Source organism: Streptomyces albofaciens JCM 4342 (assembly GCF_008634025.1).
GTDB lineage: Bacteria > Actinomycetota > Actinomycetes > Streptomycetales > Streptomycetaceae > Streptomyces > Streptomyces albofaciens.
On record NZ_PDCM01000001.1, the window covers coordinates 2,358,211 to 2,376,228 of the forward strand.

The window sequence follows — 18,018 nt, forward strand, 5'->3', positions numbered from 1 at the left end:
GCGCCCCGGTACCCGCGTGGGACCGGGGCGCTACCGTTTCCCCGTGACTCCCCTCGCCCCCGGGCAGGCCGGCCCGCGTCCGGGCGGCGGCCCGCTCGCCTGGATACGCGCCCACCCGCGCGCCTGCGACACCGCGCTGGCGCTCGCCGTCTTCGGGGCCATCCTGGTCGGCGCGATGGCCGGGCCGCACGGGCCGCACGGCCCCCGTTTCGGCGAACGGGACCTGACCGTCACCACCGCGGTTCTCGCCGCCGTCGCCAGCGGCGCCCTGGCACTGCGCCGCCGCTTCCCGCGCAGCGTGCTGGTCGTGACCGGTGTCTGCACCGTCCTCGAACTCCTCCTCGAAACCGAGGCGCCGCGCGCCCCGGTCGCCTGCTCCGTGGTCGTCGCGCTGTGCACCCTCGCCGCCCGTACGGACCGCTCCACCACCTGGCGCGTCGGCGCGCTGACCGTGGTCGTGCTCACCGCCGCCGCGATGCTCTTCGGGGCCCGCCCCTGGTACGCGCAGGAGAACCTGGGGATCTTCGCGTGGACCGGCATGGCCGCCGCGGCCGGTGACGCGGTCCGCAGCCGCCGCGCCTTCGTCGCCGCCATACGGGAACGGGCCGAACGCGCCGAGCGCACCCGCGAGGAGGAGGCCCGGCGCCGCGTCGCCGAGGAGCGCATGCGCATCGCCCGCGAGCTGCACGACGTGGTCGCCCACCACATCGCCCTGGTCAACGTGCAGGCCGGGGTCGCCTCGCACGTCATGGACAGCCGCCCCGACCAGGCCAAGCAGGCCCTGGCCCACGTACGCGAGGCGTCCCGCTCGGCCCTGGACGAACTGCGCGCCACCGTGGGCCTGCTGCGCCAGTCCGACGACCCGCGGGCCCCCACCGAACCCGCCCCCGGCCTGGCCGTCCTCGACCACCTCGTGGACGGTTTCGTACGCGCCGGCCTGCCCGTCGACCTCGACGTCCCGCGCCCGGCGGACGCCCTGCCCGCCGCCATCGACCTGACCGCGTACCGCATCGTCCAGGAAGCCCTGACCAACGTGCACAAACACGCCGGCCAGGGCGCCCGCGCGACGGTCCGCGTCACCCGCACCACCGACGCCCTGACGGTCACGGTCCTGGACGACGGCACCGGCCCGGACCACGGCCACCGCGCCCCGCAACCCGGCGGCGGCCACGGCCTGATCGGCATGCGCGAACGCGTCGAAGCCCTGCGCGGCACCGTCGAAACCGGCCCCCGCGCGGCCGGCGGCTTCCGGGTACACGTACGCCTGCCCCTCCAGACCACCCGAACCGATCACCAGGCCGGCGCGTCCGGCCGCAGCTGCCGCACGGGGGAGACCGGATGACCATCAAGGTGCTGCTCGCCGACGACCAGGCCCTGCTCCGCAGCGCCTTCCGCATCCTCGTGGACTCCGAGCCGGACATGGAGGTGGTGGGGGAGGCGTCCGACGGGGCCGAGGCGTACGAGCTGACGCGGGCCACGGGGCCCGATGTCGTCCTGATGGACATCCGGATGCCCGGCGTGGACGGCCTCGCCGCCACCCGCATGATCACCGCCGACCCGGACCTGACCGCCGTACGCGTGGTCATCCTGACCACCTTCGAGGTGGACGACTACGTGGTGCAGGCGCTGCGGGGCGGGGCCAGCGGGTTCCTCGGGAAGGGGGCCGAGCCGGACGAGCTGCTCAGCGCCATCCGGATCGCGGCGGCCGGGGAGGCGCTGCTGTCGCCGGCCGCGACGAAGGGGCTGATCGCCAAGTTCCTCGCGCAGGGGGAGGGGCCGTCCGAGGGCGGGCCCGGGCGGCCGGGGGCGGCCGAGCTGGGCACGCTGACCGGGCGGGAGCGGGAGGTGCTCGTGCTGGTCGGGGGCGGGCTGTCCAACGACGAGATCGCCAAGGAGCTCGCGGTCAGCCCGCTGACGGTCAAGACACACGTCAACCGGGCCATGGCCAAGCTGGGCGCGCGCGACCGGGCGCAGCTGGTGGTCATCGCGTACGAATCGGGGCTGGTCCGCCCGCGGGCGCGGTAGACCCAGGGGTGCAGCGGGGGGTGGAGACCGCCGTACTCCGAACGCGGTAGGCGGGTGGGGCGGAAACCGACCTGCGAGCGAGGAAAAGCGCGTGGGGCATGGCGGATCGTTTAGGCGGGCCAGTGGTGCCCGTCCGCGGGCCCCAGCGGAGCCCACGGGCAGTGGTGCCCGCCCGCCGGAACGCCGCACAGCGATGCCGTACAGCAATGCCGTACGACCACGCCGTACCGCCGTTCCGTACGGCAGCACCGCGCAGCCACGCCGTACGACCACGCCGCAGTACAGAACAGAAGAGAGACCCCACCCATGTCCTGGCTGTCCCGACTCAGCCTCGTACAACGGGGCCTGATAGCGCTGATGTCGATCGTCGCGATCGCCTTCGGCGCCATCGCGATCCCCCAGCTCAAACAGCAGCTCCTGCCCACCATCGACCTGCCCATGGTGTCCGTGCTGGCGCCCTACCAGGGTGCCTCGCCCGACGTCGTCGAGAAGCAGGTGATCGAGCCGCTGGAGGACGGAATCCAGGCGGTCGACGGCATCAAGGGCGTCACCTCGACGGCGCGCGAGGGCTCGGCCGTCATCATGGCCCGGTTCGACTACGGCAACGACTCCAAGCGGCTGGTCGCCGATGTGCAGCAGGCCGTCAACCGGGCCCGCGCCAAGCTGCCGAAGGACGTGGACCCGCAGGTCGTGGCCGGTTCGACGGACGACATCCCGGCCGTCGTGCTCGCCGTGTCGGCGACCGGCAAGGACCAGCAGGCGCTGGCCGACCAGCTCGACCGCAGCGTGGTGCCGGACCTGAAGAACATCGACGGCGTCGGCCAGGTCACCGTCAACGGCGTCCAGGACCGCATCGTCGCCGTCACCCCCGACGAGGCCAAGCTGGCCCGGGCCGGGCTGACGGCCGCCGCGCTCGGGCAGGCGCTGGAGGCGAACGGCGCGTCCGTACCCGCCGGTTCGTTCGCCGAGAAGGGCCGGAGCAACACCGTCCAGGTCGGTTCCGGCTTCACCTCCGCGGAGCAGGTACGGGACCTGACGGTCACCCCGGCGGCGGGCCAGGGTGGAGCCGGGGGCTCCGGCGGCTCCGGGGGCGCTTCGGCCGGCAAGCCCGTACGCCTCGGTGACGTCGCCACCGTCAAGGAGGAGTCGGCCACCCCGACCTCCATCACCCGCACCAACGGCAAGCCCAGCCTGGCCGTCATGGTGACCATGGGCCAGGACGGCAGCGCCGTGGACATCTCCGAGGCGGTCAAGGACAAGCTGCCGGAGATCCGTACGGCGCTGGGCAAGGGCGCCGAGGTCACGGTCGTCTCCGACCAGGGCCCGGCGGTCTCCAGGTCCATCGAGTCGCTGACCACGGAGGGCCTGCTCGGCCTGGTCATGGCCGTGATCGTGATCCTGGTCTTCCTGCTCAGCCTGCGCTCGACACTGGTCACCGCGGTCTCCATCCCGCTGTCCGTCGTCATCACGCTGATCGTGCTGTGGACCGGCGACCTGTCGCTGAACATGCTCACCCTCGGCGCGCTGACCATCGCCATCGGACGCGTCGTGGACGACTCGATCGTCGTCCTGGAGAACATCAAACGGCACCTCGGCTACGGCGAGGAGCGGCGGCAGGCCATCCTCACCGCCGTCCGCGAGGTGGCCGGCGCGATCACCTCCTCCACCCTGACCACGGTGGCGGTCTTCCTGCCCATCGGCGTGGTCGGCGGCATGGTCGGCGCCCTCTTCGGCTCCTTCTCGATCACCGTCACGGTCGCCCTGCTCGCCTCCCTCCTCGTCTCCCTGACCGTCGTCCCGGTCCTCTCCTACTGGTTCCTGCGCGCCCCGAAGATCCCCGAGGGCACCGACCCCGAGGAACTGCGCCGGGCCGCCGAGGCCAAGGAGAGCGGCAGCCCGCTCCAGCGCCTGTACGTCCCCGTCCTGCGCTTCGCTACGCGCCGCCGCGCCACCAGCGTCGTCATCGCGGTCGTCGTCCTCCTGGCCACCTTCGGCATGGCCCCGCTCCTGAAGACCAACTTCTTCGACCAGGGCGACCAGGACACCCTCAGCGTCAAGCAGGAGCTGACGCCGGGGACCAGCCTCGCCGCGGCCGACGCGCAGGCCAAGCGGGTGGAGAAGGTCCTCGCCGGCCTCGACGGGGTCGCGGACTACCAGGTCACCGTCGGCTCGTCCGGCTTCATGGCGGCCTTCGGCGGCGGCAGCGGCGCCAACCAGGCGTCGTACCAGCTCAAGCTGAAGGACTCCGCGGACTCCGGGAAGGTCACCGACAAGCTCCGCGCCGAACTCGGCAAGCTCGGCAAGGACATCGGCGAGACCACCGTCTCGTCCGGTGGCGGCGGCTTCGGCAACCAGGACCTGAGCGTGGTGGTCAAGGCCGCCGACGCGGACGTGCTGAAGAAGGCGTCCGAGCGGGTACGGGCCACCGTCGCCGGCCTCGACCACGTCACCGACGTGCAGAGCGACCTGGCGCGGAGCGTGCCCCGGATCTCGGTGCAGGCCAACGCGAAGGCGGCGGAGGCCGGTTACAGCCAGGCCGCGCTCGGCCAGGTCGTCGCCCAGGCGGTGCGCGGCACCACCAGCGGCAAGGCCATGATCGACAACGCCGAGCGGGACATCGTCGTCAAGTCCGCCCACCCGGTCACGTCCGAGGCCGCGCTGCGCGACCTGGCCGTACCGACCCCGGCGGGCCCGGCCAGGCTCGGCGACCTGGCCACCATCCGCACGGTCGCGGGCCCGGTCCAGACCACCCGTATCGACGGCGCCCGCTCCGCCACGATCACCGCCAAGCCGACCGGTGACAACACCGGCGCGGTCACCGCCCAGCTCCAGTCCAAGATCAAGGCACTGGACCTGCCGGAGGGCGCCACCGCCGAGATCGGCGGCGTCTCGTCCGACCAGACCGAGGCGTTCTCCTCCCTCGGCCTGGCCATGCTGGCCGCCATCGCGATCGTCTTCATGCTGCTGGTGGGCACCTTCCGGTCCCTGATCCAGCCGCTGATCCTCCTCGTCTCGATCCCCTTCGCGGCGACCGGCGCGATCGGCCTGCTGCTCGCGACGGGCACCCCGATGGGCGTCCCGGCGATGATCGGCATGCTGATGCTGATCGGCATCGTCGTCACCAACGCGATCGTGCTGATCGACCTGATCAACCAGTACCGGTCGCAGGGCTACGGCGTGGTCGAGGCCGTCATCGAGGGCGGCCGCCACCGCCTGCGCCCGATCCTGATGACGGCCCTGGCCACGATCATGGCCCTGCTCCCGATGGCCCTCTCGGTCACCGGCGACGGCGGCTTCATCTCCCAGCCGCTGGCCGTGGTCGTCATCGGCGGCCTGATCACGTCCACGCTGCTGACGCTGCTGCTGGTCCCGACGTTGTACGCGATGATCGAACTGCGGAAGGAGCGGCGCGCGGCCAAGAGGACGGCCAAGCGGGCGCAGCCCGCGGAGGAGCCCCGCACGCCGGAGCCGGCGGGCGTCTGAGACGCTCGACGCACACGACTCGGCCCGTCCCGGGAAGATCCTGGGACGGGCCGAGGTGCGTCAGACCGCCTTGAGGGTGGCGATGAACGCGGTCCAGGAGGCGGTGGGGAAGGTGAGTATGGGGCCGTGGGGGGTTTTGCTGTCGCGTACGGGGACGGTGCCGGGAAGGTCATCGCTGATCTCGACGCAGCTCCCCCCGTTCGTATTGCTGTAGCTGCTCTTGCGCCAGCGGGCGGTGCGGGGGGCGAGGGACTGCGGCATGGGCCTACCTCTCCGCCGTCTTGAGGGCGGCGATAAATGCGGCCCAGGAGGCGGTGGGGAAGGTGAGTATGGGGCCGTGGGGGGTTTTGCTGTCGCGTACGGGGACGAGGTCGGGGATGTCTTCGGCGATCTCGACGCAGTTGCCCCCGTTGGTGTTGCTGTAGCTGCTCTTGCGCCAGCGGGCTGCGCTCAGCTCGGGAGTGTGTCGCATGGTTTGTAGTCCTCCATCGCCTTTCGGATCAGCTCCGCCGATTCAGTCAGCGAGAGAGAGTTGGCGCGCAGCACTTCATACTGCCGCCGCCATTTCTTCACCGCGTCCGGGTCCTCGTAGAGGTGGCCGGCCTCGATGCCCTCTTCGTAGGCTGCTGTGGAGCCGTTGGGCAGTGCCAGCAAGGTCAGCGCGCCGCTCATCAGTGAATGAGGGCCGGCGCTGAAGGGCATCACCTGAACCTTGCTGTCTGGAGTATTCCCCTGCTCCAGCAACGATGCCAATTGCTCGTACATGCAGCTCTTGTCGCCGACCTGCCGCCGCAAGACCGACTCGTCGATGATTGCCCAGCGGCAGGGGACGGGCCGTCGGCGCTCTTGCCGGGACATCCGAGCGGCGACCCGTTCTTCCACCTGCTCCGTGGACAGGTCTTCCTGGCAGCGAAGCAGGACCCGGGCGTACGCCTCGGTCTGGAACTGGCCGGGTACGACCTGTGGTTCGTAGTTTTCGATCGTTTCGGCCTGTGCTTCCAAGTCCATGAACCGCCGGTACTGATCCGGATGCGCCTCCCGCTTCGCCAGCTGGTACAGCCCGTAGAAGTGCTCGCCCGTGCCGAACGCGGCGTCCAGCCTGGGCGGTAGGTCATACGGCGCCAGCAGTTCCGCCGCCTCGATGCGCGCCAGCGTGCTCTTGCTGGAGTTGACCACGGCCGCCAACTGCACCAGCGACAGCTTCGCCGCCTCGCGGTGGCGGCGCTGTTCGGAGCCGAAGTAATGGCGGGCGGATACGTACGGGGTCAGGGCCCGGGCGGTGAATTTCATGGGGGTGCGCCTCTCTGCCGTCCCATTCTCAACAACGGGATGTGCCGCTCCTGTTGAGACCCACGTCACACAGTGACGATGGTGATGCACACGGTAGCCACCGGGTGCCCGAGTGCGCTGGAGAAGGCGGGATATTCATGTGCCACCCCATCGCGGGGCACGGCGGGCCGCTGCGCCTGCTGCCCTGGACCACGCCCACGGGCGGGGCGTGCTACCTCGACACGGACGATCCGGGAAGTCTGCTGTCGGCGGTCGCCGACGAGGCGGAGGAGGAGCTGTTGCGGGCCGCGGAGGCGCTGGTGGCCGAGTCGGGGCCGACGCCGGTCCCGGCCGGTGCGGACTCGTCGTGGGAGCTGTGCCGCGTGCTGATCCGCTACGACCGGGCGCTGCGCGACGTCCTGCGTATCGCGGTCAGCCGGGGCGCGCGGTTGGCGCAGACGGGGGAGCGGCCCTGTGATCACGGGGCGACCGAGCGGTGCGGCGGCAAGACGTTCTGCTGCGGCTGCCGACGGCAGATCTACCTGTGAGCCGGGCCGTGGGCCGTGTCCGGCAGCCGCATCAACTACGCTGGCATCAGCCGTCCGACCGCGTCCGCGATCCGGGATCAAGGCCCCTGACCGCCGTCTTCGAGGCGCCTGGAGGAAGCCGTGACCGCCGAACTCCCCGACTGGATGATCCCGCCCAGGCCCAGTGGCTGGGAAGCCGACGACCTCGACCACCTCCCTCAGGCGCCGCGGCACACCGAACTCATCGACGGAGCCCTGATCTTCATGATGTCGCCGCAGCGGTCCTGGCACTCCCGACTGGTGGAGAACCTGACCTTCGCGTTGCGGCAATCCGCCCCTGCCGGGTTCGAGACCGAGCGGGAAATGACCGTCCGGCTCGACAAGAAGAGCCGTCCCGAGCCGGACATCCTGGTCACCACCGCCGCGTACGATCCCGACCGGACCTGGTACTCGCCCGAAGACGTTGCCCTGGTCATCGAAGTCGTCTCGGAGGAATCAGCGGACCGTGACAGGTCCCTGAAGCCCTTCAAGTACGCGCAAGCCAAGATCCCCCACTTCTGGCGCATCGAGGACGAGGCCGGTGTCCCCGCCGTCCACACCTACGAATTCGACGGCATGACCGGCGCATATGTGGCCACCGGCATTCACCGGGACCGGCTGAAGGTTTCCGTCCCGTTCCTCGTCGACATCGACCTCGACAGCCTCGTGCCCTGACCCCGGCTGCCGTGCGTCACGGCTCCACCACGTGGCCGTGGGGCCCGCACCGGCCTCTCCGCCCGGTGCGGGCCCCACGGGCCTCGGTCCTGCGTGCCAAAGGCGCGCCCACCCCCTACGGCAGCGCCAGCATCCGCTCCAGCGCCAGCTTCGCGAAGCTCTCCGTCTCGCGGTCCACCTGGATGCGGTTGACGACCTTGCCGTCCACCAGGGACTCCAGGGCCCAGACCAGGTGGGGGAGGTCGATGCGGTTCATGGTGGAGCAGAAGCAGACCGTCTTGTCGAGGAAGACGATCTCCTTGTCCTCGGCGGCGAAGCGGTTGGCCAGGCGGCGGACCAGGTTCAGTTCGGTGCCGATGGCCCACTTGGTGCCGGCGGGGGCGGCTTCGAGGGTCTTGATGATGTATTCGGTCGAGCCCACGTAGTCGGCCGCCGCCACGACCTCGTGCTTGCACTCGGGGTGGACCAGGACGTTCACGCCGGGTATGCGGGCCCGTACGTCCTCGACGGATTCGAGGGAGAAGCGGCCGTGCACGGAGCAGTGGCCGCGCCACAGGATCATCTTGGCCGCGCGCAGCTGCTCGGCGGTGAGGCCGCCGTTCGGCTTGTGCGGGTTGTAGACGACGCAGTCGTCCAGGGACATGCCCATGTCCCGTACGGCCGTGTTGCGGCCCAGGTGCTGGTCGGGCAGGAACAGGACCTTCTCGCCCTGCTCGAAGGCCCAGTCCAGCGCGCGCTTGGCGTTGGAGGAGGTGCAGATCGTGCCGCCGTGCTTGCCGGTGAAGGCCTTGATGTCGGCGGAGGAGTTCATGTACGAGACGGGTACGACCTGCTCGGCCACGCCGGCCTCGGTGAGCACGTCCCAGCACTCGGCGACCTGCTCGGCCGTGGCCATGTCGGCCATGGAGCAGCCGGCGGCCAGGTCGGGCAGCACGACCTGCTGGTCGTCGGTGGTCAGGATGTCGGCGGACTCGGCCATGAAGTGCACACCGCAGAAGACGATGTACTCGGCGTCCGGGCGGGCCGCCGCGTCGCGGGCCAGCTTGAAGGAGTCGCCGGTCACGTCCGCGAACTCGATGACCTCGTCACGCTGGTAGTGGTGGCCGAGGACGAAGACCTTGTCCCCGAGCTTCGCCTTGGCGGCGCGGGCACGCTCGACCAGACCGGGGTCGGACGGAGCCGGCAGGTCACCGGGGCAGTCCACGCCGCGCTCGCTCTTGGGGTCGGCCTCGCGGCCGAGGAGCAGCAGCGCGAGCGGGGTCGGCTGGACGTCCAGGGGCTGGGCGGTGGTCACGGCACGCACCCTCTCTTTCCGTGTATGAGCGCGGCGTAGCCGCTCCAGTGGAGCCGGTGCTTGCACCGGAGGACACGGCGCAGGTGCCGCGGGCGGGGGCCGGTGCTGGTGGCGCCGGGACCCTTTTCGTCGGTTTGACGTTATCTATCATAACCGCTTCACGTCAGTTTGACGATGGCCATCGTGTCGATGTGACGCATCCCCGTGCCGCGGCCGCCCGTACTCCGCCGCGGGTGTGCGAGCATGAAGACGGAAGGCCCACAACACGTCGCGCCCAGCCGGAATTAATCCGGGGCCCCATCGGTTGCAGCCGAGGGCAAGCGGTCCGTACAACCCGGGAGAGATCTAGATGAGCGTTCAGGACGAGACCACCGTCGGCGACGGCATCATCCTGTCCGACGCGGCCGCGTCGAAGGTGAAGGCCCTGCTGGAGCAGGAAGGCCGCGACGACCTCGCGCTGCGGGTGGCCGTTCAGCCCGGCGGCTGCTCCGGACTGCGCTACCAGCTCTTCTTCGACGAGCGGTCGCTGGACGGCGATGTCGTCAAGGACTTCGGCGGCGTCAAGGTCGTCACCGACCGGATGAGCGCCCCGTACCTGGGCGGCGCCTCCATCGACTTCGTCGACACCATCGAGAAGCAGGGCTTCACGATCGACAACCCGAACGCCACGGGCTCCTGCGCCTGCGGCGACTCCTTCAACTGAGCCGACGGCCCGGATGTAGGCGCGTCAGCGCGTACGACGGCGGCGCTCCCCTCGGGTGGGGAGCGCCGCCGTTGTCGTGTACGCGCAGGAGACCGCGACCGCTACTTCGCCGGAACTTCCTTCCCGGTCGACGCGTCGATCACATCCCGCCCCGCCAGCGGCTTGTCCAGCGGCACCGTCCGCGTGAACTCCTTCGCCATCTTCACGCAGATCTGGTTCGGCTTCTTGTCCTTGCCGATGACCTCGGCCTTGACGCTCTTGCCGGTCTGCTCGGCGGTCGCCGAGTACGTGCTGCACACACCGCCCCAGAAGCGCAGCGTCAGGGACTTGCCGTCCGCGCTGAGGGAGTACGACTCCAGGCTCATCGCCCCGGCCTTGCCCGACGGCTTGCCGCTGCTCGGCGGCTGCGCGGAGGTGCCGCCGCCCTTCTTGACGTACTTCGGGTCCACCGCGGGGTACGTGACCGTGCCGCCGCCCGTCCGCTGCACCTTGTACAGCCACGACGGCACCAGCGCCGGGCGGCCGCCGACGTACTGCGCCGAGAGCCCGAAGACCGCGCCGGTCACATCGGCGGGCTTGCGCGCGGAGGCGTTGCCCACGCACGGCTCGGCGCCCTGGCCGTCGGCCTTTTCCTGCTTCTGCGGCTCGGCCGTCGCACAGCCGCCGGTGCCGGAGTTCGCGCCGCCGTGCGCCGCGTTCAGCCGCTCCAGCGTCTTCTCCGCGCTCTGTACGGGGTACGTGTCGCCCTTGACCGGCTGCGCCAACTGACCGCTGCCGCCGACGACCTGGCCGTCCGAGCCGACCTGGATCTCGCTCTGCCAGCCGTACGTGGGCAGGCCGCCGATCACCGGGTTCGCGCTCACGGTCCGTACCGCGCCGGACAGTCCGCTCGCGTCCAGCTCGGCGTCCTTCTGGCCGAGCGCCGCCAGCACGGGCTGCGCGGCCTGCTTCGCCTTCTCCGGGGAGACGGCGCTCTTCTCGCCGGTGCCGCCGCCCGTGCCGTCCCGGTAGGACGGACAGCCGGGGCCGCTCGCCTGCGAGCCGTCCGAGCCCTTGCCGGGCGCGGGCTCCGCGCAGCCGGTGCCGCCCGGCGTGCCGTACTGCGAGTACGTCCACGCGCCGGAACCGCTCTTGGCCACCTGGAGGACGGGGCTGCGCGCGTCCCGCGTCAGGCCGCCCACCTTCCAGGAGTCGCCGTCCGAGCGGACCTCGCCGGGCAGGTCCAGGGCCTTGGCCAGCCGGGCCACGGCCTCCTGGGAGACCTGGCCGCGCGGCTGGTAGACGGGGGCCGAGGAGGGGCCGTCGGGCAGCTTGCCGGCCGCCCGGTAGCCGGAGCCCTGCGGGTCGGGTTCGCCGGGGGCGATCCCGGCGTGCGAGCTGGTGCCCTCGCCCGTCGTGTAACCGTCCAGGGCCAGCGGCGGCGGGCCGCCCTCGGGGCGGGCGCCGGCGCCGCTGTCCCCGCCGCCGGAGGCGGTCGAGGCCCAGTACGCCGCGCCGCCGCCGGCCAGCAGCACGGCCGCGGCCACCGAGGCCGCGATCAGCGGGCTGCGCCGGCGCCGGGCGGTGGTCTCCTGCGTGTCGTCGGTGGAATGCTCCCCGCCGGACGCGGGGGAGGTGTCCTCGGTGCTCACCGCTTCGCTCCTTCGGCTCCGCTGAACAACTGACGTGCCCTCCTCCGTGGGGAGGACGCCGGTTGGACGGAGCCGGTGCGTCCGCGGTTCCCTCCGGCCTCAGTCGCCGTATTCGGACATCCCGTCGACCAGGGCGGCGGAGGAGGCGGGGACGGTGATGCCGTGCAGCTCGCGGGCGGGCGGCGGCGGGGCCTGGGGGCCGCTGCGCCAGTGCGGCGCCATCCGCGCGCAGTCGCCCAGCAGCTGGGCCATCGACTCCGGCTCGGCGGAGCCGGGGGTGCGGCGGGAGGCGGTGGCGCGAACGCCGGGCGAACGGGGTGTGACGCCCTTCACATGCTTGGTCATAACGGCACCGTACGCATCCACCGGGCCGCGAAGAAAGCCCTACTATCGGGTAGTTTCGCCTGGTGGGGGGAGATCAGGACACCCGGTACCGTTGACCAACGTCCGTCCCGTCCTTCCGCCTCCCGCAGGAGCAGACCCGTCGTGCGTATCGCAGTCACCGGCTCCATCGCCACCGACCACCTGATGACCTTCCCCGGCCGTTTCGCCGATCAGCTGGTCGCCGACCAGCTGCACACGGTCTCCCTCTCCTTCCTGGTCGACGAACTGGACGTACGGCGCGGCGGCGTCGGCGCCAACATCTGCTTCGGCATGGGCCAGCTCGGCACCGCCCCGATCCTGGTCGGCGCGGCCGGCAACGACTTCGAGGAGTACCGCGCCTGGCTCGACCGGCACGGCGTGGACACCCGCTCGGTGCGCATCTCCGAGGTCAAGCACACCGCCCGCTTCGTGTGCACCACCGACGCCGACCACAACCAGATCGGCTCGTTCTACACCGGCGCGATGAGCGAGGCGCGGCTGATCGAGCTGCACACCGTCGCCGAGCGCGTCGGCGGCCTGGACCTCGTGCTGATCGGCGCGGACGACCCCGAGGCGATGGTCCGCCACACCGAGGAGTGCCGCACCCGCGGCATCCCCTTCGCGGCCGACTTCTCCCAGCAGATCGCCCGGATGGACGGCGAGGGCATCCGCACCCTCACCGAGGGCGCCGCGTACCTCTTCAACAACGAGTACGAAAAGGGCCTGATCGAGTCCAAGACCGGCTGGTCCTCCGAGGAGATCCTGGCCAAGGTCGGCACCCGGGTCACGACGCTGGGCGCCGACGGCGTGCGCATCGAGCGGGCCGGCGAGCCGGACATCCTCGTCGGCACCGCCGAGGAGAAGACCAAGGCCGACCCGACCGGCGTCGGCGACGCCTTCCGCGCCGGCTTCCTGTCCGGCCTGGCCTGGGGCGTCGGCCTGGAGCGCGCCGCGCAGACCGGCTGCATGCTGGCGACCCTGGTCATCGAGACCGTCGGCACCCAGGAGTACGAGCTGCACCGCAGCCACTTCATGGACCGCTTCACCAAGGCGTACGGCCACGAGGCCGCCGAAGAGATCCGGGCGCATCTGGCCTGATCCGGTCGCCGGGCGGGGCGGCGGGGCCGGGACGGCCCGCCGCGTCCGGCCCCTCTTCAGACGCGGCGCCGCACCACGTACGCGGCGCCGCGCTCCGCCGCCCGCTCGCCCACGTACTCCTGGCCCCGCATCTCGCACCACGCCGGAATGTCCAGCCGCGCCGCCTCGTCGTCCGCCAGGACGGTCAGCGTGGCGCCCACCGGCACGTCGCCGATCACCTTCGCCAGCTCGATGACGGGCAGCGGGCAGCGCTTGCCGAGCGCGTCCACGACCGTCGCGGCGGCATCCGATCCGGCTGCTTCCGGCCCGGCCGCCGCCGGGGCGCCCAGCTGTTCCCGTACGGAACGGACCGTCTCCGGGAGGACCTCCAGGAAGCGGTCGACGTCGGACCCGGCGGTGCCGGGCGGCAGCGACACCCGTACGTTGCCCTCCGACAGCACGCCCATCGCCCGCAGCACATGGCTCGGCGTCAGGGTGCTGGACGTACAGGACGAGCCGGACGAGACGGAGAAGCCCGCCCGGTCCAGCTCGTGCAGCAGTGTCTCTCCGTCGACATAGAGACACGAGAAGGTCACCACGTGGGGGAGCCGGCGCACCGGATCGCCGACGACCTCGGTGTCCGGCACCGCCGCGGCCACCCGGGCGCGGATGCGGTCCACCAGCTCCCGCAGCCGTGCCCCCTCGGCCGCGGCCTCGGCCTGTACGGCGCGCAGCGACGCGGCCGCCGCGACCACGGCGGGCAGGTTCCCGAAGCCCGGTACCCTCCCGGACTCGCGCTCGTCCTGCGGCCCCTGCGGCGCGAACCGGGTGCCCTTGCGGACCGCCAGCAGCCCCACGCCGGGCGGCCCGCCCCACTTGTGGGCGCTGCCCGTCAGCAGCGACCAGGCGCCGCCCACCGGGCCCCAGGGCAGCGACTGGGCGGCGTCCACCAGCAGCGGCACCTCCGCCTCCCGGCAGGCCGCGGCGGCCTCCTCCACGGGCTGCTCGGTGCCCACCTCGTGGTTGGCGGACTGGAGGACGGCGAGCGCGGTGTCCGGGCGCAGCGCGGCGGCCAGCTCCCCGGCGGCCACCCGGCCCGTACGGTCCACGCCGACCTCGGTCACCGTGCCGCCCGCCGCCTCGTGGGCCGCGGCGGCGTGCAGGACGGAGGAGTGCTCGACCGCGGAGTGGACCAGATGGCGGCCGACACGCCGACGCGCGGCGAGCGTGCCGGACATGGCCGAATGCACCGCCTGCGTCCCCGAAGGGGTGAAAACCAGCTCGTCGGGCCGGCAGCCGACGGCCTCCGCCGCCGCTTCCCGTGCCGCGTCCAGCAGCAGCCGGGCGCGGCGGCCCTCGCGGTAGGGGCGGGCCGGGTCGGCCCAGCCCTCGTCGAGCGAGGCGAGCAGGGCCTCACGGGCGACCGGGTGCAGGGGAGCGGCCGAGGCGGCGTCGAAGTAGGACACGCCCCCGACGCTAGCGTGTTCGGGTCCGGGCGCCGGGCGCGGCGTCAGATGACCCGCGGAGCCCGGCATTCCGGCGCGCGGGGGCCGTCCCCCGGATGCCGCAGCCACCCCTTCGGAGGGCGGTGCGGCGCGTTGGGCACCCTCCCCGCGCGACCCCAAATAGCGTCCAGTAGGGTTTGGTCCGCATAAACATCCAAACCCCTGCCCGTGCCAGGGCCGGCGACCGACCAGCGAGACGGCCGCAGCCGGTCTCGCGGGCGAGACTCTCGGGAAGGCGCTACGTGAGTCCCAACGGCTCCGACCGCTCGTCGCGGCGCCCGATGCGGCGGAAGCTGCCGCAGGTGCTGGCTGCGGGACTGGTCCTGGCAACCGCGACCGGTTGCACATACAAGGACTTTCCCAACCTCGGCATGCCCAATCCGGCTACTGAAGAGGCGCCGCGGATCCTCTCCCTTTGGCAGGGCTCCTGGGCCGCCGCCCTCGCAGTGGGCGTGCTGGTGTGGGGCCTGATCATCTGGAGCTGGATCTTCCACCGCCGCAGCCGGACCAAGGTGGAGGTCCCCGCACAGACGCGGTACAACATGCCCATCGAGGCGTTGTACACCATCGTTCCGTTCATCATCATCGCGGTGCTCTTCTACTTCACCGCGCGCGATGAGAGCGAACTCCTCAAGACTTCGAAGAAGCCCGACCACGTCATCAACGTGGTGGGCTATCAGTGGAGCTGGGCGTTCAACTACCTGGAGAACGTGGACGGCAAGGCCGACACCACGAACATCAACTCCAAGGAACTCTCCGCGATCCCGGACAAGTGGAAGAAGAACGTCCCCGCCGGCGCCGACGGCGTGTACGACGAGGGCATCCCGGGCACGCGGAACCCGCAGACCGGCAACCCCGGCCCGACGCTGTGGCTGCCCAAGGGCGAGACGGTTCAGTTCGTCCTGACGTCGCGTGATGTCATCCACTCGTTCTGGGTGGTGCCGTTCCTGATGAAGCAGGACGTGATTCCCGGCCACACCAACGTCTTCGAGGTGACCCCCAACAAGGAGGGCACCTTCATGGGCAAGTGCGCCGAGCTCTGCGGCGTCGACCACTCCCGGATGCTCTTCAACGTCAAGGTGGTCTCCCCCGAGAAGTACCGGGAGCACCTGAAGGAACTGGCGAAGAAGGGCCAGACCGGTTACCTGCCGTCGGGCATCAAGCAGACGGATCACGCCAGGAACGCGGAGACCAACAACAAGTGAGCATCCTCAACGAACCTCAGGGTGCCGCCGCCGCAACGGCTGAGGCAGCACCGCCCGCACGCAAGAAGTCTCCCGGCTCCGTCGTGGTGAGCTGGCTGACGACCACTGACCACAAGACCATCGGTACGCTCTACCTGGTCACCTCGTTCGCGTTCTTCTGCATCGGCGGCCTGATGGCCCTGCTGATGCGCGCCGAGCTCGCTCGTCCCGGCACGCAGATCATGTCGAACGAGCAGTTCAACCAGGCGTTCACGATGCACGGCACGATCATGCTGCTGATGTTCGCGACGCCGCTGTTCTCCGGTTTCGCGAACTGGATCATGCCGCTGCAGATCGGCGCGCCCGACGTGGCGTTCCCGCGGCTGAACATGTTCGCGTACTGGCTGTACCTCTTCGGCTCGCTGATCGCGGTGGCCGGCTTCCTGACCCCGCAGGGCGCGGCCGACTTCGGCTGGTTCGCCTACTCGCCGCTGTCGGACGCGGTCCGCTCGCCGGGTGTCGGCGCCGACATGTGGATCATGGGTCTGGCCTTCTCCGGCTTCGGTACGATCCTCGGCTCGGTCAACTTCATCACCACGATCATCTGCATGCGCGCTCCCGGCATGACGATGTTCCGGATGCCGATCTTCACCTGGAACGTCCTGCTGACCGGTGTGCTGGTCCTGCTGGCCTTCCCGGTCCTGGCCGCCGCGCTGTTCGCCCTGGAGGCGGACCGTAAATTCGGGGCGCATGTATTCGACGCGGCCAATGGCGGCGCATTGCTGTGGCAGCACCTCTTCTGGTTCTTCGGCCACCCCGAGGTGTACATCATCGCGCTGCCGTTCTTCGGCATCATTTCCGAGGTCATTCCGGTCTTCTCCCGGAAGCCGATGTTCGGTTACATCGGTCTGATCGCGGCGACGATTTCGATCGCGGGCCTTTCGGTCACCGTGTGGGCGCACCACATGTACGTGACGGGCGGCGTCCTGTTGCCGTTCTTCTCGTTCATGACGTTCCTCATCGCGGTACCGACCGGTGTGAAGTTCTTCAACTGGATCGGCACGATGTGGAAGGGCTCGCTGTCCTTCGAGACGCCGATGCTCTGGGCCGTCGGCTTCCTGATCACCTTCACCTTCGGTGGTCTGACCGGCGTCATCCTGGCCTCGCCGCCGATGGACTTCCACGTCTCGGACTCGTACTTCGTCGTGGCGCACTTCCACTACGTCATCTTCGGCACCGTCGTCTTCGCGATGTTCGCCGGCTTCCACTTCTGGTGGCCGAAGTTCACCGGCAAGATGCTGGACGAGCGCCTCGGCAAGATCACGTTCTGGACGCTGTTCGTCGGCTTCCACGGCACCTTCCTCGTCCAGCACTGGCTGGGCGCCGAGGGCATGCCCCGCCGTTACGCGGACTACCTGAACGCCGACGGCTTCACCACGCTGAACACGATCTCGACCATCGCCTCGTTCCTGCTGGGCCTGTCGATGCTGCCGTTCATGTACAACGTGTGGAAGACGGCCAAGTACGGCAAGAAGGTCGAGGTCGACGACCCCTGGGGCTACGGCCGCTCGCTGGAGTGGGCGACCTCCTGCCCGCCGCCGCGGCACAACTTCCTCACCCTGCCGCGCATCCGCAGTGAATCCCCGGCGTTCGACCTGCACCACCCGGAGATCGCGGCGCTGGAGGCCCTGGAGAACGAGGGCCAGAAGGACACCGCGCTGGCCGGTGGCAAGGAGGTCGGCAAGTGAAGATCCAGGGCAAGATGTTCATCTGGCTCTCCGTCTTCGTCCTCGCCATGGCGATCGTCTATGGCGTGTGGTCGAAGGAGCCGGCGGGCACCACCGCGCTGTTCCTCGCGTTCGGTCTGTGCATCATGATCGGCTACTACCTGGCCTTCACGGCCCGGCGGGTGGACGCCGGAGCGCAGGACAACGACGAGGCCGAGGTCTCCGACGACGCCGGTGAGCTGGGCTTCTTCAGCCCGCACAGCTGGCAGCCGCTCTCCCTTGGCGTCGGCGGCGCGCTCGCCTTCCTGGGCGTCGTCTTCGGCTGGTGGCTGCTCTACTTCTCGGCCCCGGTCATCCTGATCGGTCTGTTCGGCTGGGTCTTCGAGTACTACCGCGGCGAGAACCGCACGCAGTAAGCGGTTCCCACGCACCGGGCGGGCCCGGACACCTCACCAGGTGTCCGGGCCCGCCCGTTTGCAGTCCTCCAGCGCGCCGTGGCGGCCGAACCTTCCTACT

At 70.6% G+C, this 18,018-nt stretch carries 17 protein-coding genes; 10 read left to right on the forward strand and 7 right to left on the reverse strand.

Translation table 11 applies throughout. The features are described from left to right. The first annotated feature begins 43 nt into the window (after positions 1-43). From CP973_RS10665 to CP973_RS10675, 3 genes are all read left to right on the forward strand, one after another. Positions 44-1,342 (forward strand): sensor histidine kinase, encoded by a 1,299-nt coding sequence (locus CP973_RS10665; RefSeq protein ID WP_150239628.1) that lies wholly within the window; start codon positions 44-46, stop codon positions 1,340-1,342. Continuing rightward, positions 1,339-2,025: a response regulator gene (locus CP973_RS10670; protein ID WP_150239630.1), complete on the forward strand. Its 687-nt coding sequence runs from the start codon at positions 1,339-1,341 to the stop codon at positions 2,023-2,025. Before CP973_RS10665 ends, CP973_RS10670 begins: the two co-directional genes overlap by 4 nt. 306 nt (positions 2,026-2,331) lie before the next feature. Further along, positions 2,332-5,508, forward strand: a complete 3,177-nt coding sequence (locus tag CP973_RS10675; protein WP_150239632.1) for an efflux RND transporter permease subunit — start codon at positions 2,332-2,334, stop codon at positions 5,506-5,508. Positions 5,509-5,568: 60 nt separating this feature from the next. On the opposite strand, the gene CP973_RS10680 is transcribed toward CP973_RS10675, so the two are convergent. From CP973_RS10680 to CP973_RS10690, 3 genes are read right to left on the reverse strand one after another with little or no spacing between them, the layout of a single operon-like run. Next, the gene (locus tag CP973_RS10680) at positions 5,569-5,769 is read right to left on the reverse strand and encodes a DUF397 domain-containing protein (RefSeq protein WP_150239635.1); all 201 of its coding nucleotides are present in this window, start codon (positions 5,767-5,769) and stop codon (positions 5,569-5,571) included. A 4-nt stretch (positions 5,770-5,773) separates the two neighbouring features. Then, on the reverse strand, positions 5,774-5,980 hold the full coding sequence (locus CP973_RS10685; protein ID WP_150239637.1) for a DUF397 domain-containing protein: 207 nt from the start codon (positions 5,978-5,980) through the stop codon (positions 5,774-5,776). Next, a complete protein-coding gene (locus CP973_RS10690; protein ID WP_150239640.1) occupies positions 5,959-6,798 on the reverse strand; it encodes a helix-turn-helix domain-containing protein in 840 nt (279 codons plus the stop codon). Before CP973_RS10690 ends, CP973_RS10685 begins: the two co-directional genes overlap by 22 nt. Before the next feature lie 137 nt (positions 6,799-6,935). On the opposite strand from CP973_RS10690, the gene CP973_RS10695 reads away from it, so the two are divergent. Together CP973_RS10695 and CP973_RS10700 are read left to right on the forward strand one after the other, a co-directional pair. Continuing rightward, the gene (locus tag CP973_RS10695; protein WP_208853168.1) at positions 6,936-7,325 is read left to right on the forward strand and encodes a hypothetical protein; all 390 of its coding nucleotides are present in this window, start codon (positions 6,936-6,938) and stop codon (positions 7,323-7,325) included. Positions 7,326-7,469: 144 nt separating this feature from the next. Continuing rightward, positions 7,470-8,018 (forward strand): Uma2 family endonuclease, encoded by a 549-nt coding sequence (locus tag CP973_RS10700; RefSeq protein ID WP_425281999.1) that lies wholly within the window; start codon positions 7,470-7,472, stop codon positions 8,016-8,018. Between the two features lie 115 nt (positions 8,019-8,133). On the opposite strand, the gene nadA is transcribed toward CP973_RS10700, so the two are convergent. After that, a complete protein-coding gene (gene nadA, locus CP973_RS10705; protein ID WP_150239644.1) occupies positions 8,134-9,321 on the reverse strand; it encodes a quinolinate synthase NadA in 1,188 nt (395 codons plus the stop codon). A 340-nt stretch (positions 9,322-9,661) separates the two neighbouring features. Between nadA and CP973_RS10710 the strand changes: the two genes are divergently transcribed. Next, positions 9,662-10,015 (forward strand): HesB/IscA family protein, encoded by a 354-nt coding sequence (locus CP973_RS10710; protein WP_003982392.1) that lies wholly within the window; start codon positions 9,662-9,664, stop codon positions 10,013-10,015. Between the two features lie 101 nt (positions 10,016-10,116). Here CP973_RS10710 and CP973_RS10715 read toward each other — a convergent pair whose 3' ends face one another. Together CP973_RS10715 and CP973_RS10720 are read right to left on the reverse strand one after the other, a co-directional pair. After that, positions 10,117-11,646 carry a hypothetical protein gene (locus CP973_RS10715; RefSeq protein ID WP_150239646.1) on the reverse strand — a complete coding sequence of 510 codons (1,530 nt, stop codon included), beginning with the start codon at positions 11,644-11,646 and terminating at the stop codon, positions 10,117-10,119. Between the two features lie 99 nt (positions 11,647-11,745). Continuing rightward, the gene (locus tag CP973_RS10720) at positions 11,746-11,991 is read right to left on the reverse strand and encodes a hypothetical protein (RefSeq protein ID WP_150239648.1); all 246 of its coding nucleotides are present in this window, start codon (positions 11,989-11,991) and stop codon (positions 11,746-11,748) included. Between the two features lie 141 nt (positions 11,992-12,132). On the opposite strand from CP973_RS10720, the gene CP973_RS10725 reads away from it, so the two are divergent. Beyond that, entirely contained in the window at positions 12,133-13,107 is a 975-nt protein-coding gene (locus CP973_RS10725; protein WP_150239650.1) for a carbohydrate kinase family protein, read from the forward strand. 56 nt (positions 13,108-13,163) lie between these two features. Here the strand turns inward: CP973_RS10725 and CP973_RS10730 are convergent, their stop codons facing one another. Next, positions 13,164-14,552, reverse strand: coding sequence for a cysteine desulfurase/sulfurtransferase TusA family protein (locus CP973_RS10730; protein ID WP_150239652.1), 1,389 nt, complete (start codon positions 14,550-14,552; stop codon positions 13,164-13,166). Positions 14,553-14,833: 281 nt separating this feature from the next. Between CP973_RS10730 and ctaC the strand changes: the two genes are divergently transcribed. The 3 genes from ctaC to CP973_RS10745 are packed head-to-tail and all read left to right on the forward strand — an operon-like array spanning position 14,834 to position 17,918. Further along, positions 14,834-15,796: an aa3-type cytochrome oxidase subunit II gene (gene ctaC, locus CP973_RS10735; protein ID WP_150239654.1), complete on the forward strand. Its 963-nt coding sequence runs from the start codon at positions 14,834-14,836 to the stop codon at positions 15,794-15,796. Continuing rightward, positions 15,793-17,523 (forward strand): aa3-type cytochrome oxidase subunit I, encoded by a 1,731-nt coding sequence (gene ctaD, locus CP973_RS10740; protein WP_053698177.1) that lies wholly within the window; start codon positions 15,793-15,795, stop codon positions 17,521-17,523. The genes ctaC and ctaD overlap by 4 nt, the downstream gene beginning before the upstream one ends. Next, positions 17,520-17,918, forward strand: a complete 399-nt coding sequence (locus CP973_RS10745) for a cytochrome c oxidase subunit 4 (RefSeq protein ID WP_030593216.1) — start codon at positions 17,520-17,522, stop codon at positions 17,916-17,918. Before ctaD ends, CP973_RS10745 begins: the two co-directional genes overlap by 4 nt. The last annotated feature ends 100 nt before the right edge of the window (positions 17,919-18,018 follow it).